The organism is Aeromonas schubertii, from assembly GCF_000820105.1.
Taxonomy (GTDB): Bacteria; Pseudomonadota; Gammaproteobacteria; order Enterobacterales; family Aeromonadaceae; genus Aeromonas; species Aeromonas schubertii.
The window spans coordinates 53,418-77,285 of sequence record NZ_CDDB01000106.1; the positions used below are offsets into that span (position 1 = coordinate 53,418).

The 23,868-nt window shown below is 62.4% G+C and carries 22 protein-coding genes; 11 read left to right on the forward strand and 11 right to left on the reverse strand.

All coding sequences use genetic code 11. The features are described 5' to 3' along the window. Nucleotides 1-9: 9 nt before the first annotated feature. From BN1133_RS18690 to BN1133_RS18710, 5 genes are all read right to left on the reverse strand, one after another. Nucleotides 10-837, reverse strand: a complete 828-nt coding sequence (locus BN1133_RS18690; RefSeq protein WP_050667951.1) for an ABC transporter ATP-binding protein — start codon at nt 835-837, stop codon at nt 10-12. Between the two features lie 10 nt (nt 838-847). Continuing rightward, on the reverse strand, nt 848-1,777 hold the full coding sequence (locus tag BN1133_RS18695) for an ABC transporter permease (RefSeq protein WP_050667952.1): 930 nt from the start codon (nt 1,775-1,777) through the stop codon (nt 848-850). A 14-nt stretch (nt 1,778-1,791) separates the two neighbouring features. Continuing rightward, a complete protein-coding gene (locus tag BN1133_RS18700) occupies nt 1,792-3,132 on the reverse strand; it encodes a CmpA/NrtA family ABC transporter substrate-binding protein (protein ID WP_050667953.1) in 1,341 nt (446 codons plus the stop codon). 271 nt (nt 3,133-3,403) lie between these two features. Beyond that, nucleotides 3,404-3,964: an ANTAR domain-containing response regulator gene (locus BN1133_RS18705; RefSeq protein WP_050667954.1), complete on the reverse strand. Its 561-nt coding sequence runs from the start codon at nt 3,962-3,964 to the stop codon at nt 3,404-3,406. Nucleotides 3,965-4,060: 96 nt separating this feature from the next. Next, complete coding sequence (locus BN1133_RS18710; RefSeq protein WP_050667955.1) at nt 4,061-6,697, reverse strand: nitrate reductase; 2,637 nt, start codon at nt 6,695-6,697, stop codon at nt 4,061-4,063. Between the two features lie 281 nt (nt 6,698-6,978). On the opposite strand from BN1133_RS18710, the gene BN1133_RS18715 reads away from it, so the two are divergent. Together BN1133_RS18715 and BN1133_RS18720 are read left to right on the forward strand one after the other, a co-directional pair. Continuing rightward, nucleotides 6,979-7,899 (forward strand): SPFH domain-containing protein, encoded by a 921-nt coding sequence (locus BN1133_RS18715; protein ID WP_050667956.1) that lies wholly within the window; start codon nt 6,979-6,981, stop codon nt 7,897-7,899. Further along, complete coding sequence (locus BN1133_RS18720) at nt 7,896-8,354, forward strand: NfeD family protein (RefSeq protein WP_050667957.1); 459 nt, start codon at nt 7,896-7,898, stop codon at nt 8,352-8,354. Before BN1133_RS18715 ends, BN1133_RS18720 begins: the two co-directional genes overlap by 4 nt. Here BN1133_RS18720 and BN1133_RS18725 read toward each other — a convergent pair. Next, nucleotides 8,345-8,734, reverse strand: a complete 390-nt coding sequence (locus BN1133_RS18725) for a CBS domain-containing protein (RefSeq protein ID WP_050667958.1) — start codon at nt 8,732-8,734, stop codon at nt 8,345-8,347. The genes BN1133_RS18720 and BN1133_RS18725 overlap by 10 nt on opposite strands. A gap of 163 nt (nt 8,735-8,897) precedes the next feature. On the opposite strand from BN1133_RS18725, the gene BN1133_RS18730 reads away from it, so the two are divergent. From BN1133_RS18730 to BN1133_RS20215, 7 genes are all read left to right on the forward strand, one after another. Continuing rightward, nucleotides 8,898-10,811, forward strand: a complete 1,914-nt coding sequence (locus tag BN1133_RS18730) for an ABC transporter ATP-binding protein (protein ID WP_050667959.1) — start codon at nt 8,898-8,900, stop codon at nt 10,809-10,811. After that, nucleotides 10,798-11,259, forward strand: a complete 462-nt coding sequence (locus BN1133_RS18735) for a DUF2390 domain-containing protein (RefSeq protein WP_050667960.1) — start codon at nt 10,798-10,800, stop codon at nt 11,257-11,259. Before BN1133_RS18730 ends, BN1133_RS18735 begins: the two co-directional genes overlap by 14 nt. Nucleotides 11,260-11,306: 47 nt before the next feature. Continuing rightward, nucleotides 11,307-12,161 (forward strand): 23S rRNA (adenine(2030)-N(6))-methyltransferase RlmJ, encoded by an 855-nt coding sequence (locus BN1133_RS18740; RefSeq protein ID WP_050667961.1) that lies wholly within the window; start codon nt 11,307-11,309, stop codon nt 12,159-12,161. Nucleotides 12,162-13,264: 1,103 nt separating this feature from the next. Beyond that, the gene (locus tag BN1133_RS19895; RefSeq protein WP_197273687.1) at nt 13,265-14,005 is read left to right on the forward strand and encodes a DUF4145 domain-containing protein; all 741 of its coding nucleotides are present in this window, start codon (nt 13,265-13,267) and stop codon (nt 14,003-14,005) included. 127 nt (nt 14,006-14,132) lie between these two features. Continuing rightward, entirely contained in the window at nt 14,133-15,308 is a 1,176-nt protein-coding gene (locus tag BN1133_RS18745) for an AAA family ATPase (protein WP_050667962.1), read from the forward strand. Then, entirely contained in the window at nt 15,305-16,048 is a 744-nt protein-coding gene (locus BN1133_RS19900) for an HNH endonuclease (RefSeq protein WP_082178063.1), read from the forward strand. Before BN1133_RS18745 ends, BN1133_RS19900 begins: the two co-directional genes overlap by 4 nt. 137 nt (nt 16,049-16,185) lie before the next feature. Next, complete coding sequence (locus tag BN1133_RS20215; RefSeq protein WP_153006730.1) at nt 16,186-16,515, forward strand: hypothetical protein; 330 nt, start codon at nt 16,186-16,188, stop codon at nt 16,513-16,515. A 594-nt stretch (nt 16,516-17,109) separates the two neighbouring features. Here BN1133_RS20215 and BN1133_RS18750 read toward each other — a convergent pair. The 4 genes from BN1133_RS18750 to BN1133_RS18765 form a co-directional block, all read right to left on the reverse strand. Then, nucleotides 17,110-18,516: a YfcC family protein gene (locus BN1133_RS18750; RefSeq protein ID WP_050667963.1), complete on the reverse strand. Its 1,407-nt coding sequence runs from the start codon at nt 18,514-18,516 to the stop codon at nt 17,110-17,112. 40 nt (nt 18,517-18,556) lie between these two features. After that, on the reverse strand, nt 18,557-19,660 hold the full coding sequence (locus BN1133_RS18755) for an NAD/NADP octopine/nopaline dehydrogenase family protein (protein WP_050667964.1): 1,104 nt from the start codon (nt 19,658-19,660) through the stop codon (nt 18,557-18,559). Nucleotides 19,661-19,832: 172 nt separating this feature from the next. Then, entirely contained in the window at nt 19,833-20,771 is a 939-nt protein-coding gene (locus BN1133_RS18760; protein WP_050667965.1) for a LysR substrate-binding domain-containing protein, read from the reverse strand. Nucleotides 20,772-20,864: 93 nt separating this feature from the next. Further along, nucleotides 20,865-21,062 carry a hypothetical protein gene (locus BN1133_RS18765; RefSeq protein WP_050667966.1) on the reverse strand — a complete coding sequence of 66 codons (198 nt, stop codon included), beginning with the start codon at nt 21,060-21,062 and terminating at the stop codon, nt 20,865-20,867. 184 nt (nt 21,063-21,246) lie between these two features. Between BN1133_RS18765 and BN1133_RS18770 the strand changes: the two genes are divergently transcribed. Further along, the gene (locus BN1133_RS18770; RefSeq protein ID WP_050667967.1) at nt 21,247-21,609 is read left to right on the forward strand and encodes a DUF2061 domain-containing protein; all 363 of its coding nucleotides are present in this window, start codon (nt 21,247-21,249) and stop codon (nt 21,607-21,609) included. A gap of 34 nt (nt 21,610-21,643) precedes the next feature. Here BN1133_RS18770 and BN1133_RS18775 read toward each other — a convergent pair whose 3' ends face one another. Next, nucleotides 21,644-22,900, reverse strand: coding sequence for a mechanosensitive ion channel family protein (locus BN1133_RS18775; protein ID WP_050667968.1), 1,257 nt, complete (start codon nt 22,898-22,900; stop codon nt 21,644-21,646). A 154-nt stretch (nt 22,901-23,054) separates the two neighbouring features. On the opposite strand from BN1133_RS18775, the gene BN1133_RS18780 reads away from it, so the two are divergent. Further along, nucleotides 23,055-23,651: an MliC family protein gene (locus tag BN1133_RS18780; RefSeq protein ID WP_050667969.1), complete on the forward strand. Its 597-nt coding sequence runs from the start codon at nt 23,055-23,057 to the stop codon at nt 23,649-23,651. Nucleotides 23,652-23,868 lie beyond the last annotated feature (217 nt).

Below are 23,868 nucleotides of genomic sequence, written 5' to 3' on the forward strand. Positions count from 1 at the left end.
TCCTCCTTGTCAGGCGCGGCGCTTGCCGCTCTGGGCCCGGCTCTCCTCCCCCTTGAGGGGAGTCACCTTGCGCTGTTTCTCATACAGGAAGCGCAGCACCTGCTGGCGCAGCCTGTGGTAGTGGTGATCGTCGGCCAGGGCCACCCGCTCCCGCGGCCGTGCCAGGGGCACCGGCAGCACCTCGCCGATGGTGGCGCTCGGCCCATTGGTGAGCATGACGATGCGATCCGAGAGCAGCACCGCCTCGTCCACGTCGTGGGTCACCATGATGACGGTGGTGCCAAGCTGGGCCTGGATCCCCATCAGGGCATCCTGCAGATGGGCCCGGGTCAGGGCATCGAGGGCCCCGAACGGTTCGTCCATCAGCAGCACCTTGGGGCTCAGGGAGAGGGCCCGGGCGATGCCGACCCGCTGCTTCATCCCCCCGGAGATCTCGTGGGGCATCTTGTGAGCCGCATGCTCCATCTGCACCAGGGTGAGAAACTCCATCACCCGCTCGCTCACCCGGGCGCGCCCCCTGGTCACCTGGCGCACCGCCAGGGCCACGTTCTCGAACACGGTGAGCCAGGGGAGCAGGGCATGGTGCTGAAACACCATGGCCCGCTCTGGCCCGGGTCCGGCCACCTCGCGCCCCGCCAGGATGACCCCCCCACGGGTCGGCTCGCACAGGCCGGCCACCAGGTTGAGCAGGGTGCTCTTGCCGCAGCCAGAGTGGCCGATGAGGGAGATAAACTCCCCCTGCTCGATGCGCAGGTTGACCTGGGTCAGGGCCTCGAAGAAGCCCCGCTCGGTGGCAAAACCCACCCCCAGATCGCTCAGTTGTAAGAAGCTGTTCATGGTTGTCTCCTCAGCGCAGGGCCGCACGCTTGTCCCAGGACCAGCGCTGCTGCAGGGTCAGCATCAGGCGATCGAGGGCACAGCCGATGAGGCCTATGGTGAGCACGGCCACCATGATGCGGGCCAGGGAGCTGGCGCCGCCGTTTTGAAACTCGTCCCAGACGAACTTGCCGAGCCCGGGGTTCTGGGCCAGCATCTCGGCCGCGATCAGCACCATCCAGGCCACCCCGAGGGATAGGCGCAGGCCGGTGAAGATCATGGGCAGGGCCCCGGGCAACACGAGGCGGCGCACATGGGTCCACCAGGAGAGACGCAGCACCCGGCTGACGTTGTGCAGGTCAGGATCCAGAGAGCCCACCCCCACCGCCGTGTTGATCAGGGTCGGCCAGAGGGAGCAGAGGGCCACGGTAGCCGCCGAGATGAGAAACGACTTGGAGAAGGCCGGATCCTTGCTCACATAGAGGGCGCTCACCACCAGGGTGATGAGGGGCAGCCAGGCCAGCGGCGAGATGGGCTTGAGCAACTGCACCAAGGGGTTGACCGCCTGATAGAGGCGCGGACTCATGCCGAGCACGATGCCAAGAGGCACCGCCATCAGGGTGGCGAGGCCAAAACCGAGCAACACGGTGAGCAGGCTGGTCGCCACCTGGCTGACGAAGGTGGGACGCCCCGTATAGGGCACCTGGCTCACCCGGGCCGCCGGATCCGCCGCCAGCCGCTCGGCGTTGCGCCGGGCCTGACGCTCGAGGAAGGCCTGCTCGCGCTCGCGCTCGGCCAGGAACTCCTGCCCCAGCTGGCCCGCCTGAGTGAGGGTGGCCACAGGCCCAGGCAGGGTCCCGAGAGAGGTGTGCACCCGGCTCGCCCCCCACTGCCAGATCAGCAGGAAGAGGGTGATGCCGAGCAAGGGCCAGAGCAGCCCCTTGAAGAGGTGATGGTTCATGTGGCGCTCCTTGCTTACTGCACCCGCTCATCGCCCTTGAGGCCGATGGCAAACTGGTTGAGGTAGTCGTTGGGACGACGAGCGTCGAAGGTATGGCCGTCGATAAAGCCCGACTCGGCGGGGCGATAGCCGCTCTCGCTGGCAAAATCCACAAACTCCCCGGCCTTGAACTTGCCCTCGGCCACCAGGGCCTCGGCGGCCTGGCGATAGACCTCGGGGCGGTAGACGGCCCGGGCCACGGCGTCATACCAGGCGTCGCTCTGGCCGGTCGGGATCTGCCCCCAGCGACGCATCTGGGTCAGCATCCAGACCGCATCCGAGTAGTAGGGGTAGCTGGCGTGACGGCGAAAGAAGAGGGTGAAGTCGGGGGCCGGGCGCACATCCTCCTTGCCGTAGCGGAAGGAACCGGTCATGGCGGCGGCGATCACCGGCTGGTCGGCCCCCACGTAGTCGGGACGGGCCAGCAGCGTCACCGCCTCGGGGCGGTTGCGATTCTCCCCCTCGTCGAGCCAGCGGGCGGCCCGCAGCAGCGCCTTGACCAGCCGCACATGGGTGTTGGGGTAGCGCTCGGCGAAGGCGCGGGTCACCCCCAGTACTTTCTCGGGGTTGGAGTCCCAGATCTCTGCATCCGTGATGACCGGCACCCCCAGCCCCTTGGCCAGGGCCTGTTGATTCCACGGCTCACCCACGCAGTACCCCGCGATGGTGCCGGCCTCCAGGGTGGCCGGCATCTGGGGCGGCGGGGTCACCGAGAGCAGCACCTGGGCATCGAGCTGACCCGTGTTGTCCCCCCGCGCCGGGGCGTAGTAACCCGGATGCAGCCCCCCCGCCGCCAGCCAGTAGCGCAGCTCGTAGTTGTGGGTGGAGACGGGAAACACCATGCCCATGTTGAAGGGCTTGCCCTGGCTGCGGTACTGCTCCACCACCGGCTTGAGGGAGGCGGCGCTCACCGGCCCCGTGTGACCGGCCAACGCCGGCTGCATCTGCTGCCACACCGCGTTGGCCACCGTGATGGCGTTGCCGTTGCGATCGAGCGACAGGGCCGTGACCAGCTCGGCCCGGGTGCCAATCCCCACATGGGCCGCCAGGGGCTGACCGGCCAGCATCTGGGCGCCATCGAGCTCGCCACCGATGACCCGGTCGAGCAGCACCTTCCAGTTGGCCTGGGGCTCCAGGGTCACGTAGAGCCCCTCCTCCTCGAAGTAGCCCTTCTCATAGGCCACCGCCAGGGGAGCCATGTCGGTCAGCTTGATAAAGCCAAGCCGCAGCGCCTCCTTCTCCGGCGGTCCCACTTCGGCGTGGGCAACCGCCCCCAGCAACAGGGCACAGAGCGCCCCCCATCTCTTTATGCTCATCCTCGCTCCTCCCTGAGTCCGTCAAGGCGGGACACCGTTGCCCCGGATGACGGCACAAAAAAAGCCCCACCGATACGGGATCGGTGGGGCGACATTGCCCGGCCTGTGACAGGCCATCGATGGCGGGTCTTGCCCGCCTGAGTAACCGTTATCGACTATTCATTTACCGTGCCAGCTCGGCAATCTGCCCCTGCGAGCCGGCTCCTCACCGCTTGCTTCGCGCCCACCGCCGCCCCTTGCGCCAAATCGGGTCACGGCTGCACCAAATCGGTTATCCGGCCAGGAGCTGGCGAGCCAGCTCCCCCAGGCTCTTGCTCTGGGCCATGGCGGCCCGACGCAGCAGCTGGTAGGCCTCCTCCTCTCCCAACCCATGCTGGCGCATCAGCCGCCCCTTGGCCCGCTCCACCAGGCGGCGCTCCTCGAGCCTGCGGGTGAGCCCCTGCTCCCGCTCTGCCCCCTCGGCCAGCAGCAAGGTGAGCTGGCGCGCCAGGGAGAGCCAGGCCGCTATCTTCTCCCGCTCGCCGCAGCCGTGGGGCACCAGCCAGACCCCAACCCCCATCAGGCTCTCCTGCTCACGGGCGGGAATGCGCTCGCAAAAGAGCACCCGCGGCAGGTCGGGGCGCGCCTTCAAGGCCAGGCGCAGCTCGGCGGTGATCTGGCGACAGCTGATCATCAGGCCCGCCGCCTCTCCCTGCGCCTGCAGCAGGGCGCGACGGTCGAGAATACGGGGTTGATAGCCATAGTGGCTGCAGAGCCCGGCCAGGCGGTTGGCCTGGCCCGGTTCATCGGCGTGGATCAGCACGCAGGCTGTCTCTTGCTGGGGTGAGTGCATGGCGCCTCCGTCACGGGTTGTGGTCGGAGGACAACGCAACATGGAGACCAACTTATTGAATCTACCCCCTTTTTATATACAAGGGGGTAGTCGGGGCTAGTCGGGCCTGTGGCGCTCTACCAGGCGCGCCACCTCGGGCAGGCAGGTGCCGCAGTTGCTACCGCAACCGAGCAGGGCCTGCAACCCGGCCACCTCCCCGATCCCCTGCTCCTCGATCGCCGCCAGGATCTGCCGCTCGCTCACCCGCAGGCAGGAGCAGATAAGCCGGCTCGCCCCGGCCAGGGCCTGATCCAGGGTGGTGATGAGGGCATCGGCCTGCAGCGGAGCCCCAAGCAGGCTGGCCAGGGTATCGATGCGCACCGAGCGGGGGCTCGGGGTCACCAACAGCAGGCTGTTGATGCGCCCCTGGCGCAGCTCGATGGCCAGCCAGCCCCTGGCCTGGGGCAGCCGCAGCCAGTTGCCCGCACGGTTGAGCCGGCCCCAGCTCTGTGCCTCGCTCTCCTGCCAGCTCGCCAGCCACTGGCATAGGGCGCCCCCGTGCGCACCCAGGGTGCGCCGCGCCCACCACTGTACCGGGTGGGCCCAGGGCTCGCTGCCCAGCCAGAGCCCCTGCCAGAGCAGGGGGCGGGCGCTGACCCACACCCGACTCTGCTTGAAGGCGGGCTGGCCCGAGAGGGGATCGACCCGGGGTGCCACCAGCCGGTTGACCCCGGCCCCCCGCCCATGGGCCTCGCTCCAGTGCATCGGCATAAAAGCCTCCCCCTCCCGCAGCCCCTCGTCCTGCTCGGCCAGGGCGTGGGCCAGCCCCTGCTCGCTCTCGATGACCAGCAGATCCCCGGGCTCGGCTCCCAGGGTCCGCAGGCTGGCGGCGCCCAGCCTCAGGGTGGGCCAGGGCTCGGCCTCCTGCAGACGGGCCACATGGCCGGTGCGGGTCATGGTGTGCCACTGATCCCGCAGCCGCCCCGAGTTGAGCAGCAGCCCCACCCCCGGCGCCGGGGTCTCCCCAAGCGGCTCCGGTGCCAGCGTGACCGGCCCCGGCTCAGCCGGCACCACCAGCCGGGCTCGCCCGTCCGCAGTGGCGAAGCGGCCATCTTCGAAGAGACGCCGGCATCCTGCCGGGTGCGCCCGGTTGACCGGCCAGGAGAGGGGCTCGAGCCCCTCGTACTGCTCCCGGGTCAGGGTGGCCAGGGCCGAGATGTCGAAGTGGCGCTCCCCCCGGTTCTCGAAGCCCGAGAGGGCCGCGTGCTCGCAGAAGATCTGGTGTTCGTGCTCATAGGGGAAGGCCTGCTCAAAGCCGAGGCGGCGCGCCACCTGGGTCAGGGCCCACCAGTCGGGACGCACCTCGCCGGGAGGGGGAAGAAAGGGGCGCTGGCGACTCAGGGTGCGCTCCGAATTGGTGACCGTCCCCCCCTTCTCCCCCCAGGCGGCGGCGGGGAGCAGCAGGTGGGCAAAGCCGGCCGTGTCGCTCTGGTCGGTGATCTCCGAGACCACCAGCAGCTCGCAGCGCGCCAGTGCCTCGCGCACCCGCAGGGTATCGGGCAGGGAGGCGGCCGGATTGGTACCGAGCACCCAGAGGGCGCGGATCTCACCCCGATGCACCGCCTCGAACAGCGCCACCGCCTTGTGCCCAGGCCCCGTCACCACCCGGGGTGCGCCCCAGAAGCGGGTGAGGCGATCCCGACTCTCCTGGTCAAAGCCCATGTGGGCGGCGAGCTGGGTCGCCAGCCCCCCCACCTCGCGCCCCCCCATGGCATTGGGCTGGCCGGTCATGGAGAAGGGGGCCGCCCCCGGTTTGCCGATGCGGCCGGTGAGCAGGTGAGCGTTGATGATGGCGCCGGCCTGATCCACCCCCTGCCGGGACTGGTTGATCCCCTGGCAAAACAGGGTCAGGGTGCGCGCGGTGGCACCAAACAGTCGATAGAAGCCGAGCAAGTCCGCCAGCGGCAGATCGCAGGCCTCGGCCACCGCCTCCGGCCGCCAGCGGGGATCGTCCAGGGTGGCGGCCAGGGCATCGAAACCGGCCACATGACGAGCCACATACTCCCGGTCCCACAGCCCCTCGTCGAGCAGATAACGGCCCAATCCGCTCCAGAGGGCAAGATCGCTGCCCGGGCGCAGGGGCAGGTGAAGATCTCCCTGGCTCGCCGTCATGGTCTGGCGCGGGTCGATGACCACCAGACGCATGGCCGGGCGCCGCTCCCTGGCCTGCTGCAGACGACGAAACAGCACAGGGTGGGTCCAGGCCGTGTTGGCACCGGCCAGCACCACCAGATCCGCCAGCTCCAGATCCTCGTAGCAGGCGGGCACCAGGTCCTCCCCGAAGGCGCGCTGGTGCGCCACCACCGCCGAGGCCATGCACAGGCGCGAGTTGGTATCCACGTGGGGGGAGCCGATAAATCCCTTCATCAGCTTGTTCGCCACGTAGTAATCCTCACAGGTGAGCTGCCCCGAGAGGTAGAGGGCCACGCTCTCTGGCCCCGACTCGCCGATGATGCGCGTCAGCTCTGCGGCCAGCCGATCCAGGGCCGCCTCCCAGCCTATCCGCTCGCCCCCCCAGCGGGGATAGAGCAGCCGCCTCGGGATATCGAGGCTCTCGATCAGGCTGGCCCCCTTGATACACAGGGCCCCCCGGTTGGCCGGATGAGCCTCATCCCCCGAGAGGTGCCAGGCCTCCCCCTCCCGCTCAACCCGAACGCCGCAGCCGACGCCGCAGTAGGCACACACACTTCGCATCTCGCCTCTCCCCATAAAAAAAGCGCCCGCCCCCCGGGGGGGCAGACGCCGTTGTCATTGCCACTCTGGTCACAGGCCTGCCGGCCGCGACCAATTGTCATCTGATCAGCCAAAGCGCAAGCAAGGGGCGCGCCAATCGGGCACGGCGGCGGCGGGGCGCCGCGCCGGGGCGATAGCTCACCACGTTGGTGCAATCCTCCCATCTTGGTGCCCGAATACGGAGTGGTCCTCTCCCCTCTGGAGGTATAAGCTGCCCCTATCAGCCAAAAAGGAGCCAAATGATGAATGAATCCCTGATTGTATTGGCGATTTTCGTGATCCTGGTGATCGCCACCCTGAGCGCCGGTATCAAGATCGTGCCCCAGGGCTACAACTGGACCGTGGAGCGCTTCGGCCGCTACACCCGCACCCTGACCCCGGGCCTCAACCTGCTCCTCCCCTACGTGGATCGGGTCGGCCACAAGATCATCATGATGGAGCAGGTGCTCGACATCCCCTCCCAGGAGGTGATCTCCCGGGATAACGCCAACGTCACCATCGACGCCATCAGCTTCGTGCAGGTGGTCGAGGCGCACCGGGCCGCCTATGAGGTGAATGACCTGATGAGCGCCATCAGAAACCTGACCATGACCAATATCCGTACCGTGCTCGGCGCCATGGAGCTCGACGAGATGCTCTCCCAGCGCGACACCATCAACGAGAAGTTGCTGCGCACCGTGGACGCCGCCACCGCCCCCTGGGGGGTCAAGGTGACCCGTATCGAGATCCGCGACGTGCAGCCGCCCACGGATCTGGTGGCGGCGATGAACGCCCAGATGAAGGCCGAGCGCCAGAAGCGCGCCGAGATCCTGGAGGCCGAAGGGGTGCGCCAGTCGAAGATCCTCAAGGCCGAGGGGGAGAAGCAGTCCCAGATCCTCAAAGCCGAGGGGGAACGCCAGGCCGCCTTCCTCGCCGCCGAGGCGCGCGAACGGGCCGCCGAGGCCGAGGCCCGCGCCACCGAGATGGTCTCCCAGGCGATCGCCAAGGGTGACGTGCAGGCGGTCAACTACTTCGTGGCCCAGAAATACACAGAGGCGCTGACCCGCATCGGCGAGAGCGAGAACAGCAAGATAGTCATGATGCCGCTCGAGGCGAGCCAGCTCATCGGCGCCATCGGCGGCATCGGCGAGCTGATCGGCAAGCGCGGGGAGCAAAAATCATGATGGAGTGGCTCGCCACCCTCTCCCACTGGCACTGGCTGGGACTGGGCTTTGCCCTGCTCGCCATCGAGGTGCTGGGCAGCGTCGGTCTGTTTCTCTGGACCGGCATTGCCGCCCTCGAGGTGGGGCTCCTGCTGCTCATCGTCCCCTTCGGCTGGCAGGGGCAGTGGCTGCTCTTCGCCATCCAGAGCATAGTGACCACCTGGCTCTGGTGGCGCTGGCAGCACGGGCGCGATCGGGCGCCCAAAGACGCAGCCGCCGGGATCAACCAGCGGCTGCAGGGGTATGTGGGACGGGAAGTGGTATTGATCGAGGCGGTCGAACAGGGGCAGAGCCGGGTGCACCTGGACGACACCGTCTGGACGGTGCGCTGCGATCAGAGCCTGCCGGCCGGCAGCCGGGTGCGTATCACGGGAACCGACTCACACCGGCTCACCGTCGAGCCCCTTCAGCCCTGAAAGCAGTCGCTCTCGACGCAGACTCTCAACATATCCTTCCAGGTGACGATGCCGATCAACTCGGCATTGTCCAGCACCGGCAGGCAGGAGACCCCCTCGCTCAGCATCAGGCTGGCGGCACTTTGCACCGACATGCGCGCCCCGACCGTGATGGGGTGGGCCGTCATGATTTGGGAGGCGATAAGGGGGGCGCCTGTCTCTCCTTGCAGCACCATGGCCCGATAGATGTCGGTGTCCTTGATGACACCGACCAGCTCCCCACCGGCCAGCACCGGGAAGTGGTGAAAGGTGACCGATTGCAGCAGCTCACTCAACTGGGACAGTGAATCCTCCACCCCGACGGCGATGGGTTTGCCAGACATCATCTCTGCGACTCGCATAGAAGCTTCCTGTTTGTGCTTGTTGTGGGTTCCATTCTACGACTGCCGGCAGGCGACTGACCAAGCGCCGGCTTTCATAATTGTGGGCCAGAGTGCAAAGCGGAGCCATTTCACGTAAGATTCTCGCGTTTTTTCCGACCCCTTTCCGGTACCCAGAAGCCCCATGATAGTTGCCAGTGAAGTCGAACTGATCCGCGGCGGCCGCAAGCTGCTCGATGGCGCCAGCGCCACCATCCACCCCGGCCACAAGGTCGGCCTGGTGGGCAAGAACGGGTGTGGCAAGTCCACCTTCTTCGCCCTGATCCGCGGCGAGCTGACCCTGGACGCCGGCTCCTGCAGCGTGCCCAGTGGCTGGCAGATTGCCGGTGTCGCCCAGGAGACGCCAGCGCTGGAGTGCTCGGCCCTCGACTACGTCATCGACGGGGACAGGGAGTACCGCGCCCTGGAGGCCAGGCTCAAGGCGGCCGAGGCCGCCGACGACGGCATGCAGGTGGCCGAGTTGCACGGCCAGCTCGACACCATAGGTGCCTGGAGCATCCGCGCCCGCGCCGCCGAACTGCTGCACGGCCTGGGCTTTGGCGACGAGCAGCTCGCCTCGCCGGTGCGCAGCTTCTCCGGGGGCTGGCGCATGCGCCTGAACCTGGCCCAGGCCCTGCTGTGCCGCTCCGATCTGCTGCTGCTCGATGAACCGACCAACCACCTGGACTTGGACGCCGTCATCTGGCTGGAGAAGTGGCTCAAGAGCTATCAGGGGACCCTGATCCTCATCTCTCACGACCGGGACTTCCTCGATGCCGTGGTGGGGCGCATCATCCACATCGAGAACGGCAAGCTCAACGAATACACTGGCGGCTACTCCGACTTCGAGCTGCAACGGGCCGAGCAGCTGGCCCAGCAGCAGTCCATGTTCGAGAAGCAGCAGCGCGAGATCGCCCACATGCAATCTTACGTGGACAGATTCCGCTACAAGGCCTCCAAGGCGCGCCAGGCCCAGAGCCGCCTCAAAGCCATGGAGCGGATGGAGAAGATCCTGCCGGCCCACGCCGACTCCGAGTTCAGCTTCGAGTTTCGCGATCCCGCCGCCCTGCCGACTCCGCTGATCGCCATGGAGAACTTGAGCGCCGGTTACGGCGACAAGGTGATCCTGGAGAAGATCAAACTCAACCTGGTGCCGGGCTCACGCATCGGCCTCCTGGGTCGCAACGGGGCGGGCAAGTCCACCTTTATCAAGATGCTGGCGGGCTCCAACGCGCCGCTGTCGGGCAAGCTCGAGGTGAGCGCCGGGGTGAGCATCGGCTACTTCGCCCAGCACCAGCTCGAGACCCTGCGCCTGGACGACAGCCCCCTCGATCACCTGGTGCGTCTGGCGCCGGACAAGCCCGAGCAGGAGCTGCGCAACTACCTGGGCAGCTTTGGGTTTCACGGCGACAAGGCGCTCGACAAGGTGGCCCCCTTCTCGGGTGGCGAGAAGGCGCGCCTGGTGCTGGCCCTCATTACCTGGCAGCGCCCCAACCTGTTGCTGCTCGATGAGCCGACCAACCACCTGGATCTCGAGATGCGCCACGCCCTGACCCTGGCCCTGCAAGGCTTCGAGGGGGCCATGGTGGTGGTCTCCCACGACCGTCACCTGCTGCGCACCACCACCGACGACTTCTACCTGGTCCACGGCGGCCGGGTCGAGGCCTTCGACGGGGATCTCGACGACTACCACAAGTGGCTCGGCGAGCAGGATAAAGAGGCGAGCGCCAGGCCCGCCGACGCCCCGGCCTCGGCCAACTCGGCCCTGGCCCGCAAGGATCAGAAGCGCCGCGAGGCGGAGTTCCGGCAAGCGACCCGGCCGCTGCGCCAGAAACTCGAGAAGCTCGAGGCGAGCATGGAGAAGCTGCAAGGCAAGCTGGGGGAGATAGAGAGCCAGCTGGCCGACCCGGCCATCTATGAGGAGAGCGCCAAGGGCAGACTCTCGGCGCTGCTCAAATCCCAGGGGCCCCTCAAAGAGGAGTTGGAGGGGGTCGAGCTCGAGTGGATGAGCCTCTCGGAAGAGCTCGAGACCATGGAGCAGGCCTTTGCCGCCGAGTAACTGGCCCACGGTGCAGGCCTTCTGGAGCTGGGCGGCCGAGCGTTACGGCCGCGCCCCCGCCAGCTGGCTGGCGCTGCAACAGGCTGGCGGCAGCGTCAACCTGGCCCTGCTGCTCGCCTGGTGTGACGAGGCGGGCGAGGCGGCGCCGCCCCTGGATGTTCTCGAGGCGGCCATCGCCCCCCTCGAGGCCGTGCTCGGCGAGTTTCGCGCCCTGCGCCGGCGCCTCAAGGCGCAGCTTGCCGAGTGCGATTACCGGGCCCTGCTGGACCACGAGCTGGCCCTGGAACGCGAGCAGCAGACGCGCCTGTTGACCTCCGCCGGCCTGGCCCCGGCGGGCCAACTCGCCATCGGCGGCGCCCTTTGCCACTATCTGATGACCCTGGGCCTTGGCCCCCGGCTCGCCGAGTTCGGCGCGACCCGGCCCGGGCACTTGCGCCCGCCCCATTAAGCACCTCAGTGCCCCTGGCACAGGTACCCGTTTTATAGAGAGAGCCCATGCTGAGCTATCGCCACGCCTTTCACGCCGGTAATCACGCCGACGTTCTCAAACACGCCGTGCAGGCCCTGATCCTGGCGAGCCTGAAGAAAAAAGAGAAACCCTTCATCGTGCTCGACACCCACGCCGGCGGCGGTCTCTATGACCTGCGCGGCGAGTGGGCCCAAAAAAAGGCCGAGTATGCGGACGGCATCGGCCGCCTGTGGGACGAGCCACAGCGCTGGGCGAGCATTGAGGAGTACCTGGGGGCGGTGCGCGCCATGAACGACGACGGCACCCTCACCTACTACCCGGGCTCCCCCGAGCTGTCGCGCCGCCTCACCCGCGAGCAGGACAGGGTGGTGCTGATGGAGCTGCACAACAACGAGGTGGAGTCCCTGCGCGGCAACATGGAAGGGGACGAGCGGGTCGCGGTGCACCACAGGGACGGCTTCGAGGGGCTGGTGGGGCTGCTGCCGCCGACCCCGCGCCGGGGCCTGGTGCTGATCGATCCCCCCTATGAGCTGAAAGAGGACTACTTCCGGGTGGTCGACACCCTGAAAAAGGCGCAGAAGCGCTGGGCCACCGGCATCTACGCCGTCTGGTATCCGATCCTCGGGCACGAGGCGGATCGCTCCCGCGACATGCTCAGCGCCATCGCCAAGGCCGGCTTTGGGGACGTGCTGGTGGCCGAGCTGGAAGTGGCCGGCCAGACCCCGGACTGGGGCATGAACGGCTCCGGCATGGTGATCGTCAGCCCCCCCTGGATGCTGGACGAGCAGATCGAGGCCTTCCTCAACCCCCTCTGTGCCAGGCTGGCCCAGGGCGCCGGCGCCCGGTACCGGGTGGAGTGGCTGAGTCGCCGGGAGGAGTGAGGCGCTCGGGCCAAGCTCCTGGCCTATGACGGGCCCTTTGATGCGGCTGCACCGCACGCAGGGGGCGCTCGGCCAAGCTCCTTGCCTATGGCAGGCCCTTTGATGCGGCTGTGCCGCACACAGGGGGCGCTCGGCCAAGCTCCTTGCCTGTGGCAAGCATCACAATCCCAGCGGGATTGCCGCTATGCGGGGTTTCGCCCGCCCTTCGGGCTGTGGCGAGTGACTTTTCTTTGCGTGGCCAAAGAAAAGTCACCAAAAGAAAGGCCACCCCCCGCCGATTCGCTCTCCTTCGTCGAGTACCCTCGCCTCAGCCATCAGGCCGACGGCACGCGCCGACGGTCCATCCTTGGACCGCCGCCTCTCGCTCAACATCCCTGTCTCGCGACCTGGCCTGATGGCTCACCTCGGCGAATCAGAGGGGGAACCAATACCGTGCCCCACGGATACTCTTACCGATACGGGATGCATTGATGTAGCCACTGATCGTCCCTGGCCTTGCACCCTCACCTCGGCGGATTGAAGGGGGAGCCAATACCCTGCCCCTCTAACGCTCTATCGATGTTGTGATACCCCACACTACGCGCTGGTGATTAATTTATTGATCTTGCTCAGGAAACCATCGTCTCCTGCTTCCCTCCCCCGCTCCACTCGCTAACATAGCCGTTTGGCAACCGACTCACCGGAGTCACCCATGAGCCAGGCCTACGCAACATCGCAGGTTAACAGCAGCAGACTGGAGGCTGTCATTCAGGGGCGGTAGCCTTGCCGGATGGAATGGATCAGCAGGAGCTGCCCACAACGACCGACTCAACATGGTGACGACCTCATGTTTATTTCTGAGCTGTTCGCGTTGGCGTGGTTTGGCGGGGCTTTCAATGAGCACCCCATGTACTGTTTTTTTACACAGCCGTCATGGTGGCGCAAAAAGAGGAAATCACGCGAATACACCCAGCATAAGAAGCAAACGGATAACATTATGATTTAATTATGATTTTTACTTGGCGGCGATGCAGATGTTGCGGAGTTAGATGGAATTCTCTGCTAACGGATTAGTACCGCCTTCCATCTAATCACTGTTATGCCTACTGATGAGAAATGTGATTATGAATATAGATTTGTTTGCCCCCTATTTTAGGGATGAAAATTATCCAGTTTGGCCTTGTCCAGAGTGTGGAGCAAATTCTTTAACTGCTGTGAAAGACGGATTTAAAAAGCAATACAAGGTTCCCATTGATCCTAACCATCCAGCGTTTGATCCTGAATGGATAGAATATGTATTTACTTTAAACATGCAATGCGCAGTGCCTACTTGCGGTTGTGGAGTTGTATGTGTCGGCACAGGAGATGTTTCGCAAGAGTACTTGGATGATGGTTCTGGAGAGTGGGATTGGTTTGAAAATTTTGAAGCTAAATACTTTCAACCTCCATTACAAATATTCGAATTGCCAAAAGATACCCCTCAAGGTGTAAAAGAAGCATTAAAAGTGTCTTTTTCAACCTTTTTCTCTTCACCTAGCACAAGTTTAAGCACCTTACGTGCGGCTTTGGAGGTTTTGTTAAGTGAAATGGAAGTCGCATCAGTCGATGCAAAAGGTAACTTTCTACCGCTCGCAAAACGAATTAGTTCATTACCAGAGAATTACAGGAAAATTATTGAGCCTGCCAATGCAATTCGATGGCTTGGAAATGATGGTACACATTCTGGGTATCAAGTTAGAAAGTCGGATGTTGTTGATGGTTATCGAATCTTTGAACACATTCTTGAAGAGCTTTACCCAGAGAAGAAAGCTTCAATTGAAGCGTTAGTTGCTCGAATTAATGAAGCAAAAGGTGTCGAAAAGTAGGCATAACAAAGCATTTAAGAGTGATTCGCAACGCTTGGCAGTTTCGCTTCGCTCAAGTATAGCCAAGCGTCGCTCACACCTTAATGCGGCGTTAAGCGCACAGTCAAATTTATCAAATTAGGTAACTATGAAAATAAAAACTATAGATATCAAGGGTATTGGCGGTATAGAGAGTCTCCACCTTGATTTCGACGATAATATGAATTTTATATGTGGTCCGAATGGAATTGGTAAAACAACCATTCTTGAATGTGTAGCCCATTCATTTGCATGGAATAGTACGAACATTCTGAAGAAGCATGTAGGCAGTGACAATGGTGAGTTTACTGCGTCAATTGAGCACAATGGAAGTATGCTTGAATCTCATGTTGATATTGTCGATTTTTCACCAGAGCAAGAGTCACAGGTTCGAGGGCTTCATCAACTATCTGATAAGTTACTTTCGCTTAAAGTATCAAGAACATTTAGCTATCAACCACTCAATGCAGTTAGCAAAGATACAGATAAGCAAATTCATGTGTTGTACGAAGAAGCAAAGTCTGGTGTAAAAATAAACGAAGTAAAGAACTGGTTTGTAAATCGATATCTTTATTCTGCGCACCCAGGAGCTCTGACCGATGTACAACTACATAATCTTGAATTGGCTAAACAAAGCTTTGCTTTGTTGAACCCAGAGTTCACCTTTAGCAAGGTGATTGCGTCCTCAAATGAAATTATGGTTAATTCACCGAGTGGTGAAATATACTATGAATATCTTTCGTCAGGTTTTAAATCTTGTCTCTCAATTATATTCGGAATCATCAAAGACATAGAGTTGAGGTTTAAAAATCCTCCCATAAAAGCAGATGAGTTTGATGGTGTAATATTAATTGATGAGCTAGAGCTGCATTTACATCCAGAATGGCAAGCAAAAATTGCCAAGATCTTGGTTGAAGTGTTTCCTAGTATTCAGTTTATTACATCGACTCACAGTCCACATGTCCTACAGAATGCGAAGCCTAATGAAATCATCGCATTAGAGTTGTCGAATGGGAAAGTGAGTAAAAGAGATGTAAATGGTGATGAATATGGATTCCAAGGCTGGACCGTGGAAGAGGTTTTAGTTGATATAATGGGAATGCAAGACACACGTACAAGTACGTATAAAGAGATGTTGGGCAGTTTTGAAAATGCTATAGAACAAGAAGAATATGCTCTTGCGTTAAAACTATATAATGAGTTAGATAAACTAATTCATCCTAACAATTATATTAGGAAGCTATTGAGACTTGAACTACTCTCCATCAAAGAGGGTTGTGAATGATAAAGTTGCAGAGGATAGAGAAGCCTGCCTTTTTAACGGAAGAAAAAGTGCGTGCACTTACAGAAGAGTTCAATACGAGCAAAAAAAGCGTTTGGAATAACGACCATATAAAATCAGCACTACTATTATCCAGCCATGGGAAATGTGCCTACTGCGAATGCTCATTGACTTCAGAAAGTAATTACATGGAAGTCGAACATTTTGAAGATAAAAAAAACAACCCAGAGAAGGTAGTTGATTGGGAAAATTTGCTTCCATCATGTAAAAAGTGTAACGGATCTAAAAGTACACATAATGTACTTAGTGAACCTATTATAAACCCTTACGTGGATCAACCATCTGATCACCTCTCTATGAGGCTTTACCGACTTAAGGGAAAAACTGAAAAAGGTAAGTGTTCTATCGATGTACTCAATCTCAATCATTCTGAGAGACTTGTAATGAGTAGATTTCTTCTAGGCGAAAAAATTCAAAGTATGATTGAAACTTGCTGGGAAAGGTATGAAGCATATAATCTGAAAAATGATGTACGAACGAAAAATCGTCTTATTGTGCTAGTAGAGGGGCTTTTAGTAGAATGCTTACCTAACGCAGTTTATTCAGCATCTACTGCTACCATTTTACTTAGTGATCGTAGTTTTATTGAATTAATTGAGTGTATGAAAGCTGGAGACCTTTGGAACGAAGAGCTGGATGTTTTGTATACTAAATCCTTGCCTTCAGCGCTAGAGTGCGCTTAACAATCTGTTTAAGAGTGATTCGCAACGCTTGGCATTTTTGCTATGCGTTGCGTTTCGTGTTTTAGGTGGTTTGCGGAAACAATCGGTATTGCGTTGCTCACACCTTAACAGGGCGTTATGTGCTCTAGGAGAAACGAGTGAGTCCGCTAGAAGAAGCTCTTAAATTAGAGCGTTCAATTACAGAGGAAGAAGGGAATAACCTCGCTGAGAGAATATTGAACTCTGAGTGCTCTTCTAAAAAAGAGTTAGTTTATGATGTGGCAACAGCACTATGGAATATAGGTCAGCATCGGTATTCTGGTGAAGGTTTCTCAAAGAACGTAAGCGATATGATTTCGCATTGGTTAGAGAAGTATTTTGACGAAAATGTGCCCCACGTTAACCGCATGATAGATGTCATATACGAGCTAACCTCAGAATATTCAGACGAGGTAGTAAAGAATAAAATGGGACACCCACCTTTCTGAACGCCTTGTCGCGGCCAACACAATCGCAGGTGGGCAGGGTATTGGCTCCCCCTTCAATCCGCCGAGAGGTGGTAGCAAGGTCAGGAAAAATCAAATGGGACACCCACCTTTCTGAGCTCCTTGTCGCGGCCAACACAATCGCAGGTGGGCAGGGTATTGGCTCCCCCTCCAATCCGCCGAGGGGTGGGAGCAAGGTCAGGAGCGCCATCAGGGATGATGGCGCAGCCGCAGCGGGGCATGGATGCCCCATCTGCGGCGCTCCGCCCGACCTGGCGACCAACCTGAGGGCAACCGCACCGCGGTCGGATTGGCGGGGTTGGCCTTTCTTTTGGTGACTTTTCTTTGGCCACGCAAAGAAAAGTCACTCGCCACAGCCCGAAGGGCGGGCGAAACCCCGCATAGCGGCAATCCCGCTGGGATTGTGATGCTTGCCATAGGCAAGGAGCTTGGCCGAGCTCCTCCAAGTGGGCGGGCGTAGCCGCATCAAAGGGCTGGCCACAGGCAAGGAGCTTGGCCGAGCGCCCCCCTGACACCAATAGACGAAGCCCCTCACGGGGCTTCGCTCGTTTATGACCAACGATGAGTGTTCCAACCTTACCCCAGCAGCACTCCCAGGCTCAGCAGGGCCATCACCATCAGGGTGAGGAATCCCAGCAATGGGCCGATAAAGCGCAGCCAGTCCCCGTAGGCTACCCGGCCAATGGCCAGACCGCCCATCACCACGCCCGAGGTGGGGGTGACCAGGTTGGGCAGGCCCGAGGCGGACTGGAAGGCGGTCACCACCAGATCCCGCCCTACCCCGGCAAAGTCGGCCAGCGGCGCCAGCACCGGCATGGAGAGCACCGCCAGCCCCGATGAGGAGGGCACCACCAGGCAGAGCACCGCCTCTACCCAGTAGATGGCGTTGATAAAGGCGACCTTGGGCAGGTCCGCCAGCAGCCCCTCGGCGTAGTGCAGTATGGTGTGGGTGATATTGCCGCTGTCCATCACCACCACCAGACCGCGGGCAATGGCGATGATGAGGGCCACCCCCAGCAGATCCCGGGCGCCGCCCACGAAGCTCTCGGTGAGCTCCACCTCGCTGAGACGACCCACCAGGCCGGCCACCACGCTCGAGGCGAGGAACAGGGCCGAGAGCTCGGCCATCCACCAGCCCCCCACCGAGACCCCCCAGATCATCACGGCGAAGGTGACGGCGAAGATAAAGAGCACCGCCTGACGGATGGGGGTGAGCTCGGGCGCCTGCTCCTGACGGGAGTGGAGGAAGTGGGCCAGGTTCTCTTCCCGCTGACGGGCGACGATAGAGCGGGAGGGATCCTGCTTGACCCGCTCGGCATAGCGCATCACATAGACGACGCAGGCGAGCCAGCCCAGCAGCAGGATGGCCAGTCGCAGCCAGACCCCCTCCATAAAGTTGATCTCGGCGGCATTGGAGGCGATGACGGTGGCGAAGGGGTTGATGGTCGACCCCAGGCAGCCGATCCCGGCCCCCACCATGATGATGGCGACCCCCACTATGCTGTCGTAGCCGGCGGCGATCATCACCGGGATGAGCAGGGCATAGAAGGGGATGGTCTCCTCGGCCATGCCATAGACGGTGCCCCCCAGGGCAAACAGCCCCATCAGAATGGGGATCATCCACTTCTCACGCCCCGCCAGGCGCCCCATGGTGGCGCTGATCCCGGCGTCGATGGCGCCGGTACGGGTCACCACGGCGAGAAAGCCGCCGATCACCAGCACGAAGAGGGCCACGTCCACCGCCCGGGCGGCATAGTCGGCGGGATCATAGAAGCCCTGGATGGGGGCCATGATCACCTCAAGCGGCCCCTGGGGGTTGGCCTCGACGGGGGCGTAGGAGCCCACCACGGGGACCATGCGCCCCAGGGTTTCGTTCTTCTCCATCCGGTACTGGCCGGCCGGGATCACCCAGGTCAGGGTGGCCATCAGCACGGTGAGCAGCATCAGGATGGTATAGGCAGAGGGAAACTTGAATCGGGTCATCGTCTTGCTCCTTCGCGGGGGGCCGGGCCCCCCGCCATGCTCAGGCCACCTTGGCCATGATCTCGTTAACCGTCATCCCCCCCAGCCCCATCTTCTCGAGGGTGCGGCCGGCGCGGAAGTAGTCGGTATCGTTATAGGCCCCGTCGATGCGCAGGCAGGACTCCACCAGCGGGGTGGTGACCCCGGTCAGCTGGCCCAGCTCGTAGCAGGGCACCAGCAGGTAGGCGGCATCTTCGGTGATGTAGCGGCTCGCCGAGGAGTCGGGGGCGCTGTTGAGCTTGCCGTGGGTCTCGGAGGTGCGGTTCACCTCATAGACGCTCTGACACTCCATCTGGTAGAGGGCGTTCATCGCCTCAAGCTCGGGCACCAGCCTCAGCCCCAGCGCCTGCCCCACCGCCAGACGCTCCTGCTCCATGGCCGCCGCCGCGCGGGCGGTGGCCGGAGAGCAGCAATCCTTGTAGTAGTTGAACTCGCCACCAAAGTTCTCGAGCAGCCCCATGTTGAGGGTGGTCAGCAGGGGGTGGCCGCCGAAGTTGATGTTTTCGAGCCCGGCGCTGATGACGTTGGGCAGCGCGGTGAGGGGCAGGGGCATCAGCGGCTGCAGCCGGGCGATCGCCTCGTCGGTGCGGCTCGCCGGCAGGGCGGCGAGGGGCAAGAAGCGCTTCATGCCGAGAATGGCGAGCTCGGCCGGGCCGACGATGCGGGTCGCCCAGGGGATGGAGATGGCATCGACGAAGGTGAGATCGAGATGGCCATACCCCTCCTCCTGCTGAATGCGTTTGAGCACCAAAGAGCCATAGTTGCCCGGCATCAGCAGGATCAGCTGGCCGTCACGCAGGTGGGGGAGCATCTGGCGAAACAGGGGCTCCTGGGCAAAGGAGGGAACCGGCAGGATCAGGATATCCGCGTAATCCACCGCCTCCTCCACCCGGCGGGTGAGGCGCTCGACGGGCTGAAAACCGGCGTAGGTCAAGGCGACCCCGTTATGCTCCGCCAGGGCCCGGATGCCGCCGGCGGCGGCAATCTCATCCAGGGGGCCGTCAAACCCCTCGGATCCAAACAGGCAGACGCTCGCCCCTTGCAGGGTCAGGTGGTAGGCCGCCGTCAGCCCGGCGTTGCCCGAGCCGAAGATCGATACTCGCATGTGTGCACTCCTCCTCATGGGTGAGGGCCCAGAGTAGGAGCGCAGGATCGCGCCCCTCCAATGACGAAGGCGGTGGGCACCATGCAAAAAGCGCATGGTGACCGGGCGGCGCGATACAACCAACTGAAAAACAAGGATAAAAACGTTTACCCACTGAACCTGGCCAGAGCGGCTAACTGTGATCCGGCGCATCCCCCAGCTCGCGGATGGCCCCGATATGGAGCAAGATCCCCAGCTCGTCGGCCAGCAGCCAGAAGCGCTCAACAAACTGCTCGGCGTGGCGATGGATGGGCCTCATCCCCGGATAGAGGATGTCGAACTCGAACGGCAGGGAGAAGCGCAAGGGGCGCATCACCAGGCTCGACTGCTCGCAGGCCAGGGTGGCGGTGAAGGGGTCGGTCACCGCCATCCCCACCCCCTCGCGCACCAGGGCCGCGGCCGTGCTGGCGAGCGACACCTCCAGCTGCTGGCGGGTGGTGAGCCCATAGCGATGCAGCAGGGCATCGAGCCGGCGCTGCTGGGGATCCTTTTCGTGGCGGATGAGGGGTTGATCCGCCAGATCGGCCACATCCAGCGCCGTCAGCGCCGCCAGGGGGGAGCTCGCCGGCAGCAGGCAGACGCTCTCGCAACTCACCCGCTGGGCCTGCACCCCGGGCCAGCTCCCCTCCACGAAGGCAACCCCGATGTCGGTGGTCTGGCTCTGGATGCGGCGCAGCACCTCCTCGGAGCGGTAGGTCTTGAGCCCCACTTTGAGCCCCTCGCTACCGCGCAGGAAGCCCGCCACCACCCGGGGCAGGAAGGCGTTGGAGAGCAGCGGCATGGCGGCGATGTTGAGGGAGCCAAAGTGGCGGGTACGAATGGCGTCGGCCGCGTGATCCAGCCCGGCCACCGCCTCGAACACCCGGGCCACCTCCAGATAGAAGGCCTGCCCCTCGTCGCTGAGCTCGAGGCGATTCTTCTTGCGCACAAACAGGGTGAAGCCGAGGCGCCCCTCGAGGGCGCTCAGCAGTCGGCTGACAGCGGGCTGGCTCAGGTTGAGGCGCTCGGCGGCGGCGGTCACCGTCTGACACTCGACGATGGCGCGAAAGGCGTTGAGTTGAGAGAGTTTCATCATCCCTCCTGGGAGCAAGGCGTGGGCACCCTATCAGAGCCCGCTCCCCGGCGCCACGACCCGCCGTCCACAGTGAGAGGTGACGCCGCCCTTTCAGGTGCGGCTGTCTTTAAGCAATACCAACAGCAGCCCCAATAGCCCCAGCGGTGGCACCAGAGCGAGCAGGCCGATCACCAGCCCCACCAGCAGGGGCGCATCGCAGCGATTTCGCGCCACCCACCACCCCAGCACCGACAACAGCCCCATCGTCAGCAACACCACCTGCCCCAGCAGGGTCGCATTTATATCCACAGGCTCTCCTTTTCCTCGCGTCCATCAGAGATGAGCAGGGTGCCATCCCCGCCCCGGCTCTGCCTCCCCAGGATGGGGGCTGGTCATCGATAGGCGAGACCGAACGAGCCAATAGATGAGAATGGATATCATTTAGCGCCTGATTGGTGGATACTTGCCTGCAAGCAAAGAGGGAGAGACCACCATGAAAAAGACCATCAGCTTCGCCGGACTGCACTTTACCGTCGCCTTTACCCTGGCCTGGCTGCTGACGGGCGAGCTGCTCATCGCCAGCCTGATCGCCCTGATCGAGCCCATGGTCAATACGGTGGCCTTCTACTTTCACGACCTCGGCTGGCACAGGCTCAAGCCTCGCCACAGCCTGCAGGCCAAGACCGCCAGCTTTGCCCTGGTGCACTTCTCGGTCGCCTTCACCGTGGCCTGGCTCTTGAGCGGCGAGCTGCTCACCGGCGGTCTCATGGCCCTGGTCGAGCCCGCCGTCAACACCCTGATCTTCTTCTTCCACGAGCGGGCCTGGCGCTGCCGCCATACCCTGGCCATCGCCTGAAACCAGAGAGGGGCCCATCGGCCCCTCTTGCTGATCAGGCTGCCGAGCGGCGCCCCTGACTCCACCCCTGCATGTCGTGACCTGTAGGCGCCTGATAGAGGCGCAGATGGAATTGATCGATCACCGCCAGCAGGTGGTCGAAGAGATCGGCCTGGATCCCCTCGTACTCGCCCCAGGCCGTGGTGGCGGTGAAACAGTAAATCTCGAGGGGGATCCCCTCCCCCGTGGGCGCAAGCTGGCGCACCATCAGGGTCATGTCCTGACGAATTCGCTCGTTGGCCCTCAGATAGGCCTCCAGATAGGCGCGAAAGGTGCCCAGATTGGTGAGATGGCGCCCGTTGATGGGGTTGGCCAGCGCCTCCGTGAGCTGCTGGTTGTAGTGGCTGAGCTCCTGCTCCTTGCGACTCAGATAGGGGGCCAGCAGGCTCGCCTGACGCAGGGCCTGGATCTCGTGCTGGCCGAGGAAGCGCACGCTGGTCATGTCGATGTTGATGCTGCGCTTGATGCGCCGCCCCCCCGACTCGGTCATCCCCTGCCAGTTCTTGAAGGAGTCGGAGATGAGGGCATAGGTGGGAATGGTGGTGATGGTCTTGTCCCAGTTGGAGACCTTGACCGTGGTGAGCCCGATATCGGTCACCTCGCCGTCGGCACCGTATTTATCCATCTGCAGCCAGTCCCCCACGCTCAGCATGCGGTTGGCCGAAAGCTGGATCCCCGCCACCAGCCCCAGGATGGGATCCTTGAAGACCAGCATCAGCACCACCGTCATGGCCCCCAGGCCGCTGAAGAGGAACAGGGGTGACTTGCCGAGCAGCAGGGAGAGCATCAGGATCCCCACCATGATGCTGGCGGCCAGCTTCACCCCCTGAAAGATGCCGCGCAGGGGCAGATCGCTGCCGAGCCGGGTACGCCGGCTGACAAAGAGCAGGCAGTCGAGCAAAGAGAAGAGGGAGAGCAGCAAGGAGAGCAGGATCCAGGCCTGGGTCGAGATGACGATGGTCGCCAGGCTGTCCGAGCCGCGTGGCAGCCAGATCTCCGCCTGTCCCAGCAGCACTATGCCCTGAAACACGAAGGCCAGCCGGTTGAACAGCTTCTGCTGCATCTGCCCCGGCAGCCACACCAGACCCGAACGCTCGACCAAGCGCAGCAGGCGCACCAGCAAGATCCGGTGCAACAGCAGGTGCAGCAGCAAAGAGGTGAGTAGGATAAAGGCCAGGGCGATCACCACCCCCGCCAGGCCACTGACTTCGAGACCGAGCCCGGTCAGCCAGGAAAAGAGCTTCTCTTTCATCGGGTTCCTCCACACAGTGCGGGCAGGATACCAGCCCGAGCGCCCTCGACCCAAGCCAGCCCGACACCTCCCTTCGCACCATGGGCAGCCGCCCCTGCCCAGCGGGCGCGAATTGGAGTAGCCTGATGCCACCTATCCGATGGAGCCTCTCCCTATGAAATTCCCCCTCGTCGCCTTGCTGTTGCCCCTCTCCTGTACGGCCCTGGCCGCCCCCTCCTTCGACTGCGCCAAGGCAAGCGGCGAGGTGGAGCAGCTTATCTGCAAGGATGACGCCCTCGCCCGCCTCGACAACCGGCTCAGCACCCTCTGGCCCAAGGCCATCGCGCAGATGAGCGACGAGGAGAAGAAGCGGGAGAAGGCGATGCAGCGCGGCTGGATAAAAGGGCGCAACGAGTGCTGGAAGGGAAGCGACATGCGCGCCTGCGTCGAGCAAAACTACCTCACCCGCATCACAGAGCTGCAGATCAAGGGCGGCCAGGTGACCGTGCCCGCCCCGGTCGGCTATCGCTGCGGCGACACCCGGCTCACCGTCTACTTCTACAACGAGACGGCCCAGCGCGCCGCCGTTATCAACCTGAGCGACAAAGGGGCCGCCCCCCGGCAGTTGCTCGCCTTCAACGTGCGCACCGCCAGCGGCGCCAAGTACGAGGGGCAAAACCTCTCCCTCTGGACCAAGGGTAAAGAGGCCCTGCTGGAGCGCTATGGCCAGCCCGATAGCCAGTGCCAGGAGATGGCGGCGTCTGCCGAGTAGAGGCACGCTGGCGCCTGGCCTATGGCCAGCCCTCTGATGCGGCTGCGCCGCACGGGGGTTTCGCCCGCCCACTTGGAGGAGCTCAGTCTAGCTCCTTGCCTACGACGGGGATCTTGAACACGAGGGCCTTGCCCTCGAAGGGGTTTCGCCCGCCCTTCGGGCTGTGGCGAGTGACTTTTCTTTGCGTGGCCAAAGAAAAGTCACCAAAAGAAAGGCC

What these genes read in the sequence shown, in the direction of transcription:
- BN1133_RS18690 (WP_050667951.1), bottom strand. Translation starts at nt 837, where the DNA reads ATGAACAGCTTCTTACAACTGAGCGATCTGGGGGTGGGTTTTGCCACC.
- BN1133_RS18695 (WP_050667952.1), bottom strand. Translation starts at nt 1,777, where the DNA reads ATGAACCATCACCTCTTCAAGGGGCTGCTCTGGCCCTTGCTCGGCATC.
- BN1133_RS18700 (WP_050667953.1), bottom strand. Translation starts at nt 3,132, where the DNA reads ATGAGCATAAAGAGATGGGGGGCGCTCTGTGCCCTGTTGCTGGGGGCG.
- BN1133_RS18705 (WP_050667954.1), bottom strand. Translation starts at nt 3,964, where the DNA reads ATGCACTCACCCCAGCAAGAGACAGCCTGCGTGCTGATCCACGCCGAT.
- BN1133_RS18710 (WP_050667955.1), bottom strand. Translation starts at nt 6,697, where the DNA reads ATGCGAAGTGTGTGTGCCTACTGCGGCGTCGGCTGCGGCGTTCGGGTT.
- BN1133_RS18715 (WP_050667956.1), top strand. Translation starts at nt 6,979, where the DNA reads ATGAATGAATCCCTGATTGTATTGGCGATTTTCGTGATCCTGGTGATC.
- BN1133_RS18720 (WP_050667957.1), top strand. Translation starts at nt 7,896, where the DNA reads ATGATGGAGTGGCTCGCCACCCTCTCCCACTGGCACTGGCTGGGACTG.
- BN1133_RS18725 (WP_050667958.1), bottom strand. Translation starts at nt 8,734, where the DNA reads ATGCGAGTCGCAGAGATGATGTCTGGCAAACCCATCGCCGTCGGGGTG.
- BN1133_RS18730 (WP_050667959.1), top strand. Translation starts at nt 8,898, where the DNA reads ATGATAGTTGCCAGTGAAGTCGAACTGATCCGCGGCGGCCGCAAGCTG.
- BN1133_RS18740 (WP_050667961.1), top strand. Translation starts at nt 11,307, where the DNA reads ATGCTGAGCTATCGCCACGCCTTTCACGCCGGTAATCACGCCGACGTT.
- BN1133_RS19895 (WP_197273687.1), top strand. Translation starts at nt 13,265, where the DNA reads ATGAATATAGATTTGTTTGCCCCCTATTTTAGGGATGAAAATTATCCA.
- BN1133_RS18745 (WP_050667962.1), top strand. Translation starts at nt 14,133, where the DNA reads ATGAAAATAAAAACTATAGATATCAAGGGTATTGGCGGTATAGAGAGT.
- BN1133_RS19900 (WP_082178063.1), top strand. Translation starts at nt 15,305, where the DNA reads ATGATAAAGTTGCAGAGGATAGAGAAGCCTGCCTTTTTAACGGAAGAA.
- BN1133_RS18750 (WP_050667963.1), bottom strand. Translation starts at nt 18,516, where the DNA reads ATGACCCGATTCAAGTTTCCCTCTGCCTATACCATCCTGATGCTGCTC.
- BN1133_RS18755 (WP_050667964.1), bottom strand. Translation starts at nt 19,660, where the DNA reads ATGCGAGTATCGATCTTCGGCTCGGGCAACGCCGGGCTGACGGCGGCC.
- BN1133_RS18760 (WP_050667965.1), bottom strand. Translation starts at nt 20,771, where the DNA reads ATGAAACTCTCTCAACTCAACGCCTTTCGCGCCATCGTCGAGTGTCAG.
- BN1133_RS18770 (WP_050667967.1), top strand. Translation starts at nt 21,247, where the DNA reads ATGAAAAAGACCATCAGCTTCGCCGGACTGCACTTTACCGTCGCCTTT.
- BN1133_RS18775 (WP_050667968.1), bottom strand. Translation starts at nt 22,900, where the DNA reads ATGAAAGAGAAGCTCTTTTCCTGGCTGACCGGGCTCGGTCTCGAAGTC.
- BN1133_RS18780 (WP_050667969.1), top strand. Translation starts at nt 23,055, where the DNA reads ATGAAATTCCCCCTCGTCGCCTTGCTGTTGCCCCTCTCCTGTACGGCC.